Here is a 14,666-nt window from a genome sequence, read left to right as displayed (position 1 = left end):
AATGATCGGCTCGGATCAGGCGCCGAAACCACCGTCGATGGTCAGGCTGGCACCGGTGATATAACCGGCTTCCGGCCCTGCCAGGTAGGCGACGAAACTGGCGATTTCATCGACGTTGCCATAGCGCCCGACAGCCATCAGCGACAGCAGGCTGGAGGCGAAGTCGCTGTCGGCCGGGTTCATGTCAGTGTCCACCGGGCCGGGCTGCACGTTGTTGACGGTGATGCCGCGTGGGCCGAGGTCACGGGCCAGGCCTTTGGTCAGGCCCACCAGCGCGGCTTTGCTCATGGCGTAAGGCCCGCCGCCAGCGAAGGGCATGCGGTCGGCGTTGGTGCTGCCGATGTTGATGACACGGCCACCTTCGCCCATGTGCCGCGCTGCCGCCTGGGTGGCGACGAACACACTGCGCACGTTGACGGCCAGGGTCTGGTCGAAATCTTCGAGTTTGAATTCATCCAGCGGCCCCATGGCCAGCACACCCGCGTTATTGACCAGGATATCCAGCCGTCCAAAAGCTTCGACAGTGGCGGCGACGGCGTTACGAACGGCGTCGGCGTCGGCGCTGTCTGCCTTGATTGCCAAGGCCTTGCCGCCCGCTGCGATGATGCTGTTCTGCAGTTCTTCTGATTTTGCGCCAGAGCTGACGTAGGTGAAGGCCACGGCGGCGCCTTCCGCGGCAAGGCGTTTGACGATGGCGGCGCCGATGCCGCGAGAACCGCCCTGGATCAAGGCGACTTTACCGTTCAGTGCTTGGGTATTCATGATGTTCTCCAAAAAGTGCCGGGGCGAGGTGCCGCGGTGATGGAGCGAGTATCAAGAAGGTGCCGTGGGCTGTGTAGACCGCCATTGCTATAGTCTGTCTAAACCAAAAGTTTAGAGTGGGGCTCATGGAGACCTTCAACAGTATCGAATGCTTTGTGCGCAGCGCCGAAGTCGGCAGCTTTGCCGAGGCGGCGCGACGTCTGAGCGTGACCCCGGCCGCGGTGGGTAAAAGCGTCGCCAAGCTGGAGGCGCGAATGGGCGTACGCCTGTTTCAGCGCAGCACCCGCAGCCTGAGGCTGACCGAAGCCGGCCAGTTGTTTCTGAGGGAAGTCGGCAGCAGCTTCAACACCATCCAGAACGCCGTCGCCAACCTGGCCAGCGCCGGTGGGCAACCGACGGGAACGCTGAAGGTGAGCATGGGCACGGCGTTCGGTCGATTGTATGTCGTGCCGCTGCTGGGGGAATTTCTGCGACGTTATCCGGCGATCAACCCGGACTGGCATTTCGATAACCGCCAGGTAGACCTGATCGGCCAGGGGTTCGATGCCGCCATCGGCGGTGGTTTCGAGCTGCCCCAGGGCGTGGTGGCGCGCAAGTTGACGGTGGCTCATCGGGTGCTGGTTGCGTCAACCGACTACCTGCAAACCCATGCCGCGGTGACAGAACCGGAAGATTTGTCACAGCATCAAGGCATCCTGATTCGTTCACCACAAACCGGGCGCGTGCGTTCCTGGCAACTGACCAGCCGTAATCGGGAACACAGCCCGCTGACGCTCAAGACGCGCATGACCATGAGCGATTCGGAAGCCGATTGCGCGGCGGCCACCCAAGGGCTTGGCATCGGCCTGGTGAGCATGCCGATCGCCGTTCCCTTCCTGGAAAGCGGGGCACTGCAGCGGGTGCTGCCGGACTGGTACGTCGACGACGGCAACATCTCCATCTACTACGCCGAACACAAGCTGTTGCCAGGCAAGACCCGGGCGTTCGTGGATTTCATCATCGAGCAGTTTGCCGAGCAGGGGTTGGCGCGGCGGTTTAGTGCGGTTTGAGCGGGGCACCAGACCGACTCGGGACACTTCGGTCCAAGCCTGTGAACTCACCGCCCAAACCGCCCCGGCCAGCCAATGATGGTCTTGGGCCGAGGCGTCGCGTAGGTGCGCACTTTCGACGTCGACAACCCCAGCCGCACCAGCGATTCAGCAATGGTCACCGCCGCCGTCACGCCATCGACCACCGGCACGCCGGTGCGCTGGCGGATCTGCTCGTCGAGCCCGGCCATGCCGCCGCAGCCCAGGCAGATCACTTCGGCCTTGTCCTGGCTCACTGCCAGTTCCGCCTGTTGCACGATGGCATCAATCGCCCGTTGCGGGTCCTGCTCAAGCTCCAGCACCGCCAAACCACTGGCCCGTACCGAGGCGCAGCGGTCGAACAGGCCGGACAGCTTGAGCCGGTCTTCGATCAGCGGCACGGTGCGGTCCAGGGTGGTGACCACCGAGTAAGCGTGGCCGAGGAACATGGCGGTACTGGCGCCGGCATCGGTGATGTCCACCACGGGCACGTTCAGCAGTTCTTGCAGACCTTCGCGGCCATGCTCGCCGTAGCCGGCCTGGATCACCGCGTCGAACGGCTCGTCGTAGGACATCACCCGGTCCATCACCGCAATGGCCGCCAGGTAACTTTCAAAATTGCCCTCGATGGAATCGGCACCGAAATGCGGCGTGAGCCCGACGATTTCGGTGCCCGGCGCGGCCACGGCCTGGGCCTGGCGGGCGATGGCCTGGGTGATGGATTCGGTGGTGTTGACGTTGACCACGAGAATTCGCATGAGCTGTCCTTTTCGATGCAAAATAAAGCGGCCCCAGGCTTCCGCGGTGCTGCGGTTTTTTCAAGCCTTGGATTTGCTGATGATATTCCCGGCGTGCAGCCCGCATTCTTTCTGCGTGGCTTCTTCCCACCACCAACGGCCTTCGCGCTCGTGCTGGTTTGGCAGCACCGGGCGGGTGCAGGGTTCGCAGCCGATGCTGATGAAGCCGCGTTCATGCAGGCTGTTGTAAGGCAGCTCGAGCATGCGGATGTAGCCCCAGACTTCTTCGCTGGTCATCTGCGACAGGGGGTTGAACTTGTACAGGGTGCGCTCCGGGGTGGAAAACGCCGTGTCGATTTCCAACACCGCCACCTGGCTGCGGGTGCCGGGGCTCTGGTCACGGCGCTGGCCAGTGGCCCAGGCGCGGACATCGGTCAGTTTGCGTCGCAGGGGCTCGATCTTGCGGATGCCGCAGCACTCGCCGTGACCGTCCTTGTAGAAGCTGAACAGGCCTTTTTCCTTCACGAAGGGTTCAAGTTTCGTGTAGTCCGGCGAAACCAGCTCGATGTCGATCTTGTAGTGCTCGCGCACCTGATCGATGAAACGATAAGTTTCCGGGTGCAGGCGACCGGTGTCGAGGCTGAACACCTTGACGTTCTTGTTCAGTTTCCAGGCCATGTCCACCAGCACCACGTCTTCGGCGCCACTGAACGATATCCACAGGTCGTCGCCGAACTCGGCGAAGGCCAGCTTGAGGATGTCCTGGGGGGACTTGTTGGCATAGGTCGTGGCGAGTTCCACGACGTCGAACGATGGGCTCATCAGGGCGGTTTCCTACAGGTCGGTGGCGCTGGGCGCTCTATATGGGGCTGATGGTAACAAAAGCTGTCGGGGCTGGCGCGCTCCTGTGCGTTGCGCAGGCTTCGACGAATGGCTAGAGTCGGCATGCCTTTTGTTCGCTCAATCGATAAACATCAGAAAAAATGGGAGTGTCTTGTGGAAATTGCCTGTCTCGACCTGGAAGGTGTGCTGGTCCCGGAGATCTGGATCGCCTTCGCCGAAAAAACCGGGATTGATTCCCTCAGGGCAACCACTCGGGACATTCCCGACTACGACGTGCTGATGAAGCAACGGTTGCGCATCCTCGATGAACACGGCCTCAAGCTTTCCGACATCCAGGAAGTCATTGCCACCCTCCAGCCGCTGGACGGCGCCATCGAGTTCGTCGACTGGCTGCGCGAGCGCTTCCAGGTGGTGATTCTGTCCGACACGTTCTATGAGTTTTCCCAGCCGTTGATGCGCCAGTTGGGCTTCCCGACATTGCTCTGCCATCGCTTGATTACCGATGACAGCGGGCGGGTGACCGGCTACCAGTTGCGTCAGAAAGATCCCAAGCGCCAGTCGGTCCTGGCTTTCAAGAGCCTGTACTACCGCGTGGTTGCGGCGGGGGATTCCTACAACGACACCACGATGCTGGGCGAAGCCGATGCAGGGATTCTGTTCCATGCGCCTGAGAACGTGATCCGTGAATTCCCGCAATTCCCGGCGGTGCACACGTTTGCCGAGTTGAAGCAGGAATTCCTCAAGGCCTCGAACCGCAATCTCAGCCTGTAAGTTGATCGTTCCCACGCTCGCGTGGGAATGCATCCGGTGACAGGACTACAGATCCTGCAAAGTTTTGAGCAACACCCGAACCTTGGTAATCGACTCCTGATACTCGGCCTCCCAGTCCGAGTCCGCGACAATCCCGCCGCCGCCCCAGCAGCACACCTGTCCATCCTTGACCAGCAAACTGCGGATGGCGATGGAGCTGTCCATTTCCCCGCGCACGTCCAGGTACAGCAACGAGCCGCAATACAGGCCGCGTCGGGTCGGTTCGAGTTCGTCGATGATTTGCATGGCACGGATTTTTGGCGCGCCGGTGATCGAGCCGCCGGGGAAGCTGCCGGCGATCAAGTCCAAGGGGTCCTTATCCACAGCCAGTTCGCCGGTCACGCTGCTGACCAGGTGATGCACATTCGGGTAGCTTTCCAGGCTGAACAGCTCCGGCACCCGCACCGAGCCGATGCGGCAGGTGCGGCCCAGGTCGTTGCGCAGCAGGTCGACAATCATCAGGTTTTCCGCCCGGTCCTTGGGGCTGGCCAGCAGCTCGGCGGCGTGGGCCGCGTCTTCGCTGGGGGTTGTGCCGCGGGGCCGGGTGCCCTTGATCGGCCGGGTTTCCACCTGGCCTTCGCTGACCTTGACGAAGCGTTCGGGGGACAGGCTCAGCACGGCGCCGCCATCGGGCAGGCTCTGGAAGCCGGAAAATGGTGTTGGGCACGCCGCCCGCAGCGCTTGGTAAGCGGTCCAAGCGTCGCCCTGGCAGGGCGCGCGAAAGCGTTGGGCAAAGTTGACCTGATAGCAGTCGCCGGCCTGGATATACGCCTGGATGCGTTCGAACGCCTGTCGATAGGCTTCGGCGCTGAGGTCGGGGGTCATCGGTCCTTCGAGGCTGAAGACGCCAACCGATGCCGCAGTCGGTTGGCTGAACAGCGCGATCAGGCGCTGGCGTTCGTCTTCGCCACAATGAGGGTGGAAGACCAATTGGCTGGTGCCGGCCTGGTGATCGCTGACCAGCGCCCAGTCGTACACGCCAAAACGCGCGTCGGGCAGTTGCAGGTCGTCCTTGGCGTGGGAGGGCAAGGTTTCGAGGTGTCGGCCAAAGTCATAGCTCAAGTAGCCGATCACGCCGCCGGCAAAGGGCAGTTGCACTGTGGTCGGTAGTTCCGCGTCACCTAGCTGCGTCAGCTGAATGCGCAGGCGTTGCAGGAAATCGCTACCGCTCTCGTCGGGCAACACGGCCAGTTGTTCCAGCGGCCAGGCACTGAGCAAGTCGTAACGCCCGCGTTCCGCACTCGGCCGGCCACTGTCGAGCAGCACGCTACCGGGGGCATGACGGATCGCCGCGAAGTACTCGGCGGGGTTGGCGTGGTAGGGCAGCGGGTATACGGAGCAGGTTGGCATGGGCGGGGCGGATCAGCCGTTCAGGCGGGGGAGCGATTGTAATCCCCTGTAGGATTTGCTCCTAGGGGGATGTCGGAGATGAGCACGTCAGTGGCTGTCGAAAATATTCGGGTGTGAACACCTTGTGGCGAGGGAGCTTGCTCCCGCTGGGTTGCGCAGCAACCCCCAGGCAGTTGAACGCGGTCAGCCTGATGCACCGTGGTGCCGGGTTTGGGGGCGCTTCGCACCCCAGCGGGAGCAAGCTCCCTCGCCACAGGGGCAAACTTCAAACCTCAGGTTCAGCCCTCAGCCTTCAACCGGCGGAATATGCCCAAACAACGCCTGGGCAAACGCTACGCGCTCTTCCACGGTTTCGGTAACGCCACGGGCCTTGAGTTCTTCCAGGTGGGCTTCCACTGCGTGGGTGCGCAAGGTCAGGCCGCAGTCGTTGGCGATCTGGATGTTCAGGCCTGGCCGGGCGTTCAGTTCCAGGATCAACGGCCCTTTCTCCTGGTCCAGCACCATGTCGACGCCGATGTAGCCCAGCCCGCACAGTTCATAGCAACCGGCGGCCAGTTTCATGAAACCGTCCCAGTAGGGCAGTTGCACGCCGTCCACCGCGTTGGTGGTGTCGGGGTGTTTGGTGATGATGTTGTTCAGCCAGGTGCCGCGCAGGGTCAGGCCCGTGGCGAGGTCGACGCCCACACCGATGGCGCCCTGGTGCAGGTTGGCCTTGCCGCCGGACTGCCGGGTCGGCAGCCGGAGCATGGCCATCACCGGATAGCCCATCAGCACGATGATGCGGATGTCCGGCACGCCTTCGTAGCTGATGCTCTTGAAGATCTGGTCCGGCGTCACGCGGTACTCGATCAACGCCCGGTCACGGTGCCCGCCCAAGGAATACAGGCCGGTGAGGATGCTGGAGACATGGTGCTCGATTTCCTCATGGCTGATGATCTTGCCGGACACCGTGCGGTAACGGCCTTCGAAGCGGTCGGCGATGACGATGATGCCGTCGCCGCCAGCGCCCTGGGCCGGCTTGATCACGAAGTCGGTGCGCCCGCCGATGATCTCGTCGAGCTTGTCGATTTCCTTTTCGGTGGAGATCACCCCGTACAGCTCCGGCACATGAATGCCAGCGGCAATGGCCCGTTCCTTGGTGATGATCTTGTCATCGACGATGGGGTACAGGCTGCGCTTGTTGTACTTGAGCACGTAATCGGCGTTACGCCGGTTGATGCCCATGATGCCCCGGGCTTCCAGGGCCTTCCAGGTCTTCCAGAAGCCGAACATCAGGAGTCTGCCTTGAGGAAGGCCTTGAACCGCACCAGCTCGGTCAGGCGGTAGCCGCGATAACGACCCATGGCCAGCATGAAGCCCACCAGGATCAGCAGGATCGCTGGGAAGGTGAACACGAAGTACACCAGTTCCGGCACGCTCATGATCAGGTGCGCCAGGGACGCGGCGAACAAGGTGCCGATGGCGACTTTCATCGCGTGGCCGGCGCCGCGCTCTTCCCAGGTGATGGACAGGCGCTCGATGGTCATGGTCAGGATCACCATCGGGAACAGCGCCACCGACAGGCCGCGCTCCAGGCCCAGCTTGTGGCTGAACAGGCTGATGGCGGCGATCAGCACCACCACGAACGTCAGCACCACCGAGAGCCTTGGCAGCATCTGCAGCTTGAGGTGCTCCAGGTACGAACGCAGCGACAGGCCCAGCGTGGTGATCACCGTGAACAGGATGATGCCGAAGCCCAACTGGGTTTCACGGAAGGCCAGGGCGATCAGCACCGGGGTGAAGGTCCCTAGGGTCTGCAGGCCGATCAGGTTGCGCAGGATCAGGATCACCAGAACGCCGATCGGGATCATCACCATGATCATGAAGGTTTGCTGGGTCTGCAGCGGCAGGCCGTAGAGCGAGTATTCGAGGAAGTTGGCGTCGGTGTTCTCGTCCGTCAGCTTGGCCAGGCGAATGGCGTTCATTTCGCTGTTGTTCATGCTGAAGGTGACGGTGGCTTTCTTGCCGCCATCGACGGTGATCAGGTTTTCATCGCCGGTCCACCACAGCAGGCGGTCGGTGGGCAGGCCCTGTTCGCCGGTGTCCGGGTTGAAATACAGCCAGTCGGTGCCGTTGAAGCTGCGCAGCCACAGTTCAGGTGTCTGCGGCTGCTCGGCCACCAGGCGGATGGTGTGGACCTTTTCCACCGGCACGTGGGCGATGGACAGCACCAGTTCGACGATGCGCGCCTTGTTGGCCGAGGACGGGTCGCCGGCCAGCAACAGCTTGACGTTGTCGTCGTTGAGGTTGTTGACCCGTTTGATCGCTTCGCTGATGAACGTCTCGACGTCGGCCGAATGCTGGCGGATCGGCGCGAGCAGGGCTTCGGCGGCCAGTTTCTCCGGGCCTTCGACGGCGATGCTGTCGCGGAAGGTCGGGCCCTTGACCTTGGTTTTCTCGGCACTGTAGCGCTTGGTCAGCACCAGGCGGTAATACAGGGTCTGGTTGCCCTTGGCCCGACGGGCCGACCACGTCACCTTGCGGTTACCGTCGACCCGGTTCACCGCCACCCCGTAATTGTTGGAGATGAAGCTTTCGTTGAGGCTGACGTAGTCGCGGCTCAGGGGCGGCACGAACATCTGGATCTTCACCGGATCCTTGGCGTTGGGCACGAATTCGACCTTGGCGTCGATGTTCCACAAGTCGTCGGTGGCGTCTTCGGTGACCGGGATGCCGAGCACGAAAATCTGATAGGCCGTCACCGACAGGCCCAGCACCACCAGGATGGCGATCAGCATTTTCAGATGGAGGGTAAGGGAGCGCATTGGAATTACTCTGCGGTTTGAGCGGCATTGGCGCAGGCGGGTTTGCCGGCAGCGTATTTAAGACTGGGGTCGACCAGCGCATCGAAGCGCTTGAGCGCCTCGGAACCGATCAGCAACGGGTATTGGAAGGCGCTGCGGTCGGTCAGGTTCACTTCGATGCTGCGCAGGGCCGAGCCCATGCAGATGTCCAGTTCGATGACCGGCCGGGCCGTGTATTTCTTGCCTTCGTCCGGGTCGTAGTCACCGGCGCGGCGCTTGATCTTGCTGACCCGGGCCAGCGGACGTTCGATGGGGTGCGAGTGGGCCGCGTCGATGGCCAGGTAAAACCGCACCCAGGATTCGCCATTGCGTTTGAAGCGCTTGATGTCCCGGGCGCTGAGAGAGGCGGTCTTGGCGCCGGTGTCGAGCTTGGCGGCGACTTCCAGGTCGATGCCCTGCAGGGCGGCGTATTCGTTGAGGCCGTACACGGTTTTTTCACCCGCCACGGCAAGCCCCGGCAGGCACATGAAATAAAGAGCAGCGGTGAAGGGCTTGAGTGTCATAGATCCTGGTGCGCAGCGTTCCGTTTATCGGTTCAGGCCCTGGCATTACTGCACAAGCTCCCTGGGCAGCCTTCCCTATAAAAGGGGAGCGGCAAATCGCGCGGCATTCTAGCACGGTGGTTTTCTGACGCCACCGCTGGCCGGACGCTACGACGCATTCAAACGAGCGGTTATGGCGGGTGAGCTTATTAGACGATTGTCGACAATATTGATTTTTGCTTTGACGTTAAGGCTGCTATTGGTTAGTTTTTGTCATATTGATTTGCAAGGTGTCGACAATATGCTCGATCAGCTCGAAACCCCGGTGGTGGCCCAAGACGATTCGGAGACGCTTTCCGAGAACGTCTTCCGACGTATCCAGGCCGCCATCGTCAAAGGTGAGATCGCCCCCGGCAGCAAGATCTCCGAGCCCGAGCTGGCGCGCACCTACGGCATCAGCCGCGGGCCGCTGCGCGAGGCTATTCATCGCCTGGAAGGCCAGCGCCTGCTGGTGCGGGTGCCTCACGTCGGTGCCCGGGTGGTGTCGCTGAGCCATGCCGAGCTGCTGGAACTCTACGAAATCCGTGAATCCCTCGAAGGTATGGCCTGCCGCCTGGCGGCCGAACGCATGACCCTGGAAGAAATCGACGAACTGCGCCGGGTGCTGGAAACCCACGAGCGCGATGCGGCGTTCCAGGCCGGTGTCGGTTATTACCAGCAGGAAGGCGATTTCGACTTCCATTACCGGATCATCCAGGGCAGCGGCAACCGCACCCTGACGCAAATGCTTTGCGGCGAGCTGTACCAACTGGTGCGCATGTACCGCATCCAGTTTTCCACCACGCCCAACCGTCCGCGCCAGGCCTTTGCCGAGCACCATCGGATTCTGGACGCCATCGCCGACCGCGACGGCGAACTGGCTGAATTACTGATGCGCCGGCACATCGGCGCTTCCAAACGCAACATCGCGCGTCATTTCCAGGACAGCGCCACTGAACGAGGTGAGTCATGAGCAACAGCACTCCAGGCCAGCGTTTTCGCGATGCGGTCGCCAATGAGCATCCGCTGCAAGTGGTGGGCACCATCAACGCCAACCACGCGCTGCTGGCCAAGCGCGCCGGTTTCAAGGCGATCTACCTGTCCGGCGGCGGCGTGGCGGCCGGCTCCCTCGGCGTGCCGGACTTAGGGATCACTGGCCTGGATGACGTGCTGACCGACGTACGGCGTATCACCGACGTGTGCGACCTGCCGCTGCTGGTGGACGTGGACACCGGCTTCGGTTCCTCGGCATTCAACGTGGCGCGCACGGTCAAGTCGATGATCAAGTTCGGCGCCGCGGCGATTCATATCGAAGACCAGGTCGGCGCCAAGCGTTGCGGCCATCGTCCGAACAAGGAAATCGTCTCCCAGCAAGAGATGGTCGACCGCATCAAGGCCGCCGTCGATGCCCGTACCGATGACAGTTTCGTGATCATGGCCCGTACCGATGCCTTGGCGGTGGAAGGCTTGGAGTCGGCCCTGGACCGCGCCGCCGCGTGCATCGAGGCCGGTGCCGACATGATTTTCCCCGAAGCCATCACCGAGCTTGAGATGTACAAGCTGTTCGCCAGCCGCGTGAAGGCGCCGATCCTGGCCAACATCACCGAATTCGGCGCGACCCCGCTGTACACCACCGAGCAGTTGGCCGGTGCCGACGTGTCCCTGGTGCTCTACCCCTTGTCGGCCTTCCGGGCCATGAACAAGGCGGCCGAGAACGTCTACACCGCGATCCGCCGCGACGGCACGCAACAGAATGTCATCGACACCATGCAAACGCGCATGGAGCTTTACGATCGCATCGACTACCACACCTTCGAGCAGAAGCTCGATGCGTTGTTCGCGGCGAAGAAGTAAGGCGCGACTCCCCTACAAATTCAAGAAAATGGAGACAGCAAATGGCCGAAGCAAAAGTACTCAGTGGCGCCGGGCTCCGTGGCCAGGTGGCCGGGCAAACCGCATTGTCCACCGTGGGCCAATCGGGTGCCGGCCTGACCTATCGCGGCTACGACGTTCGCGACCTGGCGGCAGATGCGCAATTTGAAGAAGTGGCCTACCTGCTGCTGTACGGCGAGCTGCCGACCCAGGCACAGCTGGACGCCTACACCGGTAAACTGCGCCAGTTGCGGGATTTGCCCCAAGCCCTGAAAGAGGTGTTGGAGCGCATTCCCGCCGACGCCCACCCGATGGACGTCATGCGCACCGGCTGCTCGTTCCTGGGCAACCTGGAACCCGAGCAGGATTTTTCCGAGCAGCATGACAAGACCGATCGCCTGCTGGCCGCGTTCCCGGCGATCATGTGCTACTGGTATCGCTTCAGCCACGAAGGCCAGCGCATCGAATGCGTGACCGACGAAGTGTCCATCGGCGGCCATTTCCTGCACCTGCTGCATGGCAAGAAGCCGAGCGAGTTGCACGTCAAGGTGATGAACGTGTCGCTGATCCTCTACGCCGAGCACGAATTCAACGCCTCGACCTTCACCGCCCGGGTTTGCGCCTCCACGCTGTCGGACCTGTTTTCCTGCATCACCGCGGCCATCGGCTCGTTGCGCGGCCCGTTGCATGGCGGTGCCAACGAAGCGGCGATGGAAATGATCGAGCGCTTCAGCTCACCGCAGGAGGCCATCGAAGGCACCCTCGGCATGCTCGCGCGCAAGGACAAGATCATGGGCTTCGGCCATGCGATCTATAAGGACAACGACCCGCGCAACGAGGTCATCAAGGGCTGGTCGAAAAAACTCGCCGATGAAGTGGGCGACACGGTGCTGTTCCCGGTCTCCGAAGCCATCGACAAGACCATGTGGGAGCAGAAGAAACTGTTCCCCAACGCCGATTTCTACCATGCCTCGGCGTACCACTTCATGGGCATCCCGACCAAACTGTTCACGCCGATCTTCGTCTGCTCGCGCCTGACCGGCTGGGCCGCCCACGTGTTCGAACAACGCGCCAACAACCGCATCATCCGACCGAGCGCCGAATACACCGGCGTCGAACAGCGCAAGTTCGTGCCAATCGAACAACGCTGAGCTGGAGGGGCCGCGCTATTACCATGATCGTTTCCACGCAGAGCGTGGGAACGATCATGGTCGTGGCAAGCGCCTTTCTGAAACCACCGTGACCGAGTCCTGACGATGAACACAGAATTTCGCAAACCGCTGCCCGGCACTTCGCTGGATTATTTCGACGTTCGCGAGGCGGTGGATGCCATCCGCCCCGGCGCCTACGACGGCCTGCCGTACACCTCCCGCGTGCTGGCGGAGAACCTGGTGCGTCGCTGCGACCCGGCCACGCTGCGCGAGTCGCTGCTGCAACTGATCGAGCGCAAGCGCGACCTGGACTTCCCGTGGTTCCCGGCGCGCGTGGTGTGCCATGACATCCTCGGGCAGACCGCGCTGGTGGACCTGGCCGGCCTGCGCGACGCCATCGCCTTGCAGGGCGGTGACCCGGCGCAGGTCAACCCGGTGGTACCGACCCAACTGATCGTCGACCACTCCCTGGCGGTGGAAAGCGGTGGTTCCGACCCGCAAGCCTTCGCCAAGAACCGCGCCATCGAAGACCGGCGCAACGAAGACCGCTTCCACTTCATCAACTGGACCAAGAAGGCCTTCAAGAACGTCGACGTGATTCCGCCGGGCAACGGGATCATGCACCAGATCAACCTGGAAAAAATGTCCCCGGTGATCCAGCAACGTGATGGCGTGGCATTCCCCGATACCTGCGTCGGCACCGACAGCCACACCCCCCACGTCGATGCCCTGGGCGTGATCGCCATCGGCGTCGGTGGCCTGGAAGCCGAAAGCGTCATGCTGGGGCGCGCCTCGTGGATGCGCCTGCCGGAAATCATCGGCGTCGAGCTGACTGGCAAGCTGCAACCGGGCATCACCGCCACCGACATGGTGCTGGCGCTGACCGAATTCCTGCGCAAGCAAAAAGTCGTCGGTGCCTGGCTGGAGTTTTTCGGCGAAGGCGCCAGTGCCCTGACCTTGGGCGACCGCGCGACCATTTCCAACATGGCCCCGGAATACGGTGCGACGGCGGCGATGTTCTACATCGACCAACAAACCATCGATTACCTGAAGCTCACTGGCCGTGAAGACGACCAGGTGCGACTGGTCGAGACCTACGCCAAGCAGGCAGGCCTGTGGGCCGACAAGCTCAAGGGCGCGCAATACGAGCGTGGCCTGACCTTCGACCTGTCGTCGGTGGTGCGCAACATGGCCGGCCCGAGCAACCCCCACGCCCGCGTCGCGGTGTCGGACCTGGCCGCCAAAGGCATTTCCGGGCAGTGGGACGATGTGCCGGGGCAAATGCCCGACGGCGCGGTGATCATCGCCGCCATCACCAGTTGCACCAACACCAGCAACCCGCGCAACGTGATCGCCGCCGGCCTGCTGGCACGCAACGCCAACCGCCTGGGCCTGGCCCGCAAACCGTGGGTCAAGTCGTCCCTGGCGCCGGGCTCGAAAACCGTGGCGCTGTACCTGGATGAGGCCGGCCTGACGTCCGAACTCGAGAAGCTGGGCTTCGGCGTGGTGGCGTTCGCCTGCACCACCTGCAACGGCATGTCCGGCGCGCTGGACCCGGTGATCCAACAGGAAATCATCGACCGCGACCTGTACGCCACCGCCGTGTTGTCGGGCAACCGCAACTTCGACGGACGTATCCATCCGTACGCCAAGCAGGCATTCCTCGCCTCGCCACCGCTTGTGGTCGCTTATGCCATCGCCGGGACCATCCGCTTCGACATCGAGAAGGATGTATTGGGCGTGGTGGACGGACGGGAAATCCGCCTCAAGGACATCTGGCCGAGCGACGAAGAAGTCGACGCGGTGGTCAAGGCCTCGGTGAAACCGGAGCAGTTCCGCCAGGTGTACATCCCGATGTTCGCCATCCAGGAAGACACCGGGCCGAAAGTGACGCCGCTGTACGATTGGCGCCCACAAAGCACCTACATCCGTCGTCCGCCATATTGGGAAGGCGCACTGGCCGGTGCGCGACCGCTCAAGGGCATGCGCCCGCTGGCGGTGCTGCCGGACAACATCACCACCGATCACCTGTCGCCGTCCAACGCCATCATGCTGGACAGCGCCGCCGGTGAATACCTGGCGAAAATGGGCCTGCCGGAAGAGGACTTCAACTCCTATGCGACCCACCGCGGCGACCACCTGACCGCGCAACGCGCCACCTTCGCCAACCCGAAACTGTTCAACGAAATGGTCCAGGAAAACGGCAAGGTCAAGCAGGGCTCCCTGGCCCGGGTCGAGCCGGAAGGCAAGGTGATGCGCATGTGGGAAGCCATCGAGACCTACATGGAGCGCAAGCAGCCGCTGATCATCATTGCCGGCGCCGACTACGGCCAGGGCTCGTCCCGGGACTGGGCGGCCAAGGGCGTGCGCCTGGCCGGTGTCGAGGCGATCGCCGCCGAGGGTTTCGAGCGCATCCACCGCACCAACCTGGTGGGCATGGGCGTGTTGCCGCTGGAGTTCAAGCCCGGTACCGATCGCAAGACCCTTGGCATCGACGGCAGCGAGGTCTATGACGTGATCGGCGAGCGCACCCCGCGTGCGACGCTGACGTTGGTCATCACGCGCAAGAACGGCGAGCGCGTCGAAGTGCCGGTGACCTGCCGCCTCGATACCGCTGAAGAAGTGTCGATCTATGAAGCCGGGGGCGTGCTGCAACGCTTTGCCCAGGACTTCCTTGAATCGGCGGTTGCCGTCTAAATCACAGCTGCGG

The 14,666-nt window shown here is 62.6% G+C and carries 13 protein-coding genes; 6 read left to right on the top strand and 7 right to left on the bottom strand.

Annotated features, from left to right (window positions below; all coding sequences use genetic code 11):
* Window positions 1-15: 15 nt before the first annotated feature.
* On the bottom strand, window positions 16-762 hold the full coding sequence (locus BLO97_RS23900; RefSeq protein WP_092147387.1) for a 3-oxoacyl-ACP reductase family protein: 747 nt from the start codon (window positions 760-762) through the stop codon (window positions 16-18).
* A gap of 125 nt (window positions 763-887) precedes the next feature.
* Here BLO97_RS23900 and BLO97_RS23895 point away from each other — a divergent pair, with 125 nt between their 5' ends.
* Window positions 888-1,811: a LysR family transcriptional regulator gene (locus tag BLO97_RS23895; protein ID WP_092147390.1), complete on the top strand. Its 924-nt coding sequence runs from the start codon at window positions 888-890 to the stop codon at window positions 1,809-1,811.
* A gap of 47 nt (window positions 1,812-1,858) precedes the next feature.
* Here the strand turns inward: BLO97_RS23895 and BLO97_RS23890 are convergent, their stop codons facing one another.
* Both BLO97_RS23890 and BLO97_RS23885 read right to left on the bottom strand, forming a co-directional pair.
* A complete protein-coding gene (locus tag BLO97_RS23890; protein WP_092147393.1) occupies window positions 1,859-2,587 on the bottom strand; it encodes an aspartate/glutamate racemase family protein in 729 nt (242 codons plus the stop codon).
* A gap of 60 nt (window positions 2,588-2,647) precedes the next feature.
* Entirely contained in the window at window positions 2,648-3,388 is a 741-nt protein-coding gene (locus tag BLO97_RS23885; protein WP_072343910.1) for a phosphoadenylyl-sulfate reductase, read from the bottom strand.
* Window positions 3,389-3,562: 174 nt separating this feature from the next.
* Between BLO97_RS23885 and thrH the strand changes: the two genes are divergently transcribed.
* Window positions 3,563-4,180: a bifunctional phosphoserine phosphatase/homoserine phosphotransferase ThrH gene (thrH, locus tag BLO97_RS23880; RefSeq protein ID WP_072343907.1), complete on the top strand. Its 618-nt coding sequence runs from the start codon at window positions 3,563-3,565 to the stop codon at window positions 4,178-4,180.
* A 45-nt stretch (window positions 4,181-4,225) separates the two neighbouring features.
* Here thrH and pabB read toward each other — a convergent pair whose 3' ends face one another.
* From pabB to BLO97_RS23855, 4 genes are all read right to left on the bottom strand, one after another.
* On the bottom strand, window positions 4,226-5,569 hold the full coding sequence (gene pabB / locus BLO97_RS23875; protein WP_092348481.1) for an aminodeoxychorismate synthase component I: 1,344 nt from the start codon (window positions 5,567-5,569) through the stop codon (window positions 4,226-4,228).
* Window positions 5,570-5,854: 285 nt separating this feature from the next.
* Entirely contained in the window at window positions 5,855-6,841 is a 987-nt protein-coding gene (locus tag BLO97_RS23865; RefSeq protein WP_013693958.1) for an alpha-L-glutamate ligase-like protein, read from the bottom strand.
* On the bottom strand, window positions 6,841-8,373 hold the full coding sequence (locus BLO97_RS23860) for an osmotic stress tolerance membrane protein RloB (RefSeq protein ID WP_003204068.1): 1,533 nt from the start codon (window positions 8,371-8,373) through the stop codon (window positions 6,841-6,843). Before BLO97_RS23860 ends, BLO97_RS23865 begins: the two co-directional genes overlap by 1 nt.
* 5 nt (window positions 8,374-8,378) lie before the next feature.
* Window positions 8,379-8,915 carry a retropepsin-like aspartic peptidase RloA gene (locus BLO97_RS23855; protein WP_072348736.1) on the bottom strand — a complete coding sequence of 179 codons (537 nt, stop codon included), beginning with the start codon at window positions 8,913-8,915 and terminating at the stop codon, window positions 8,379-8,381.
* A gap of 280 nt (window positions 8,916-9,195) precedes the next feature.
* Between BLO97_RS23855 and BLO97_RS23850 the strand changes: the two genes are divergently transcribed.
* The 4 genes from BLO97_RS23850 (at window position 9,196) to acnD (ending at window position 14,653) form a co-directional block, all read left to right on the top strand.
* The gene (locus BLO97_RS23850; protein WP_063325003.1) at window positions 9,196-9,906 is read left to right on the top strand and encodes a GntR family transcriptional regulator; all 711 of its coding nucleotides are present in this window, start codon (window positions 9,196-9,198) and stop codon (window positions 9,904-9,906) included.
* Window positions 9,903-10,787, top strand: coding sequence for a methylisocitrate lyase (gene prpB / locus BLO97_RS23845; RefSeq protein ID WP_047228278.1), 885 nt, complete (start codon window positions 9,903-9,905; stop codon window positions 10,785-10,787). Before BLO97_RS23850 ends, prpB begins: the two co-directional genes overlap by 4 nt.
* A 41-nt stretch (window positions 10,788-10,828) precedes the next feature.
* Window positions 10,829-11,956 (top strand): bifunctional 2-methylcitrate synthase/citrate synthase, encoded by a 1,128-nt coding sequence (prpC, locus tag BLO97_RS23840; RefSeq protein WP_092225152.1) that lies wholly within the window; start codon window positions 10,829-10,831, stop codon window positions 11,954-11,956.
* 105 nt (window positions 11,957-12,061) lie between these two features.
* Window positions 12,062-14,653: a Fe/S-dependent 2-methylisocitrate dehydratase AcnD gene (gene acnD / locus BLO97_RS23835; protein ID WP_092225154.1), complete on the top strand. Its 2,592-nt coding sequence runs from the start codon at window positions 12,062-12,064 to the stop codon at window positions 14,651-14,653.
* Window positions 14,654-14,666 lie beyond the last annotated feature (13 nt).

Source organism: Pseudomonas sp. NFACC05-1 (assembly GCF_900100135.1).
In the GTDB taxonomy this organism is placed as follows: domain Bacteria; phylum Pseudomonadota; class Gammaproteobacteria; order Pseudomonadales; family Pseudomonadaceae; genus Aquipseudomonas; species Aquipseudomonas fluorescens_Q.
This window is presented reverse-complemented; position numbering and strand designations above follow the sequence as displayed.

Coding starts and splice junctions, on each gene's coding strand:
- BLO97_RS23900 (WP_092147387.1), bottom strand. CDS start 762: ATGAATACCCAAGCACTGAACGGTAAAGTCGCCTTGATCCAGGGCGGT.
- BLO97_RS23895 (WP_092147390.1), top strand. CDS start 888: ATGGAGACCTTCAACAGTATCGAATGCTTTGTGCGCAGCGCCGAAGTC.
- BLO97_RS23890 (WP_092147393.1), bottom strand. CDS start 2,587: ATGCGAATTCTCGTGGTCAACGTCAACACCACCGAATCCATCACCCAG.
- BLO97_RS23885 (WP_072343910.1), bottom strand. CDS start 3,388: ATGAGCCCATCGTTCGACGTCGTGGAACTCGCCACGACCTATGCCAAC.
- pabB (WP_092348481.1), bottom strand. CDS start 5,569: ATGCCAACCTGCTCCGTATACCCGCTGCCCTACCACGCCAACCCCGCC.
- BLO97_RS23865 (WP_013693958.1), bottom strand. CDS start 6,841: ATGTTCGGCTTCTGGAAGACCTGGAAGGCCCTGGAAGCCCGGGGCATC.
- BLO97_RS23860 (WP_003204068.1), bottom strand. CDS start 8,373: ATGCGCTCCCTTACCCTCCATCTGAAAATGCTGATCGCCATCCTGGTG.
- BLO97_RS23855 (WP_072348736.1), bottom strand. CDS start 8,915: ATGACACTCAAGCCCTTCACCGCTGCTCTTTATTTCATGTGCCTGCCG.
- BLO97_RS23850 (WP_063325003.1), top strand. CDS start 9,196: ATGCTCGATCAGCTCGAAACCCCGGTGGTGGCCCAAGACGATTCGGAG.
- prpB (WP_047228278.1), top strand. CDS start 9,903: ATGAGCAACAGCACTCCAGGCCAGCGTTTTCGCGATGCGGTCGCCAAT.
- prpC (WP_092225152.1), top strand. CDS start 10,829: ATGGCCGAAGCAAAAGTACTCAGTGGCGCCGGGCTCCGTGGCCAGGTG.
- acnD (WP_092225154.1), top strand. CDS start 12,062: ATGAACACAGAATTTCGCAAACCGCTGCCCGGCACTTCGCTGGATTAT.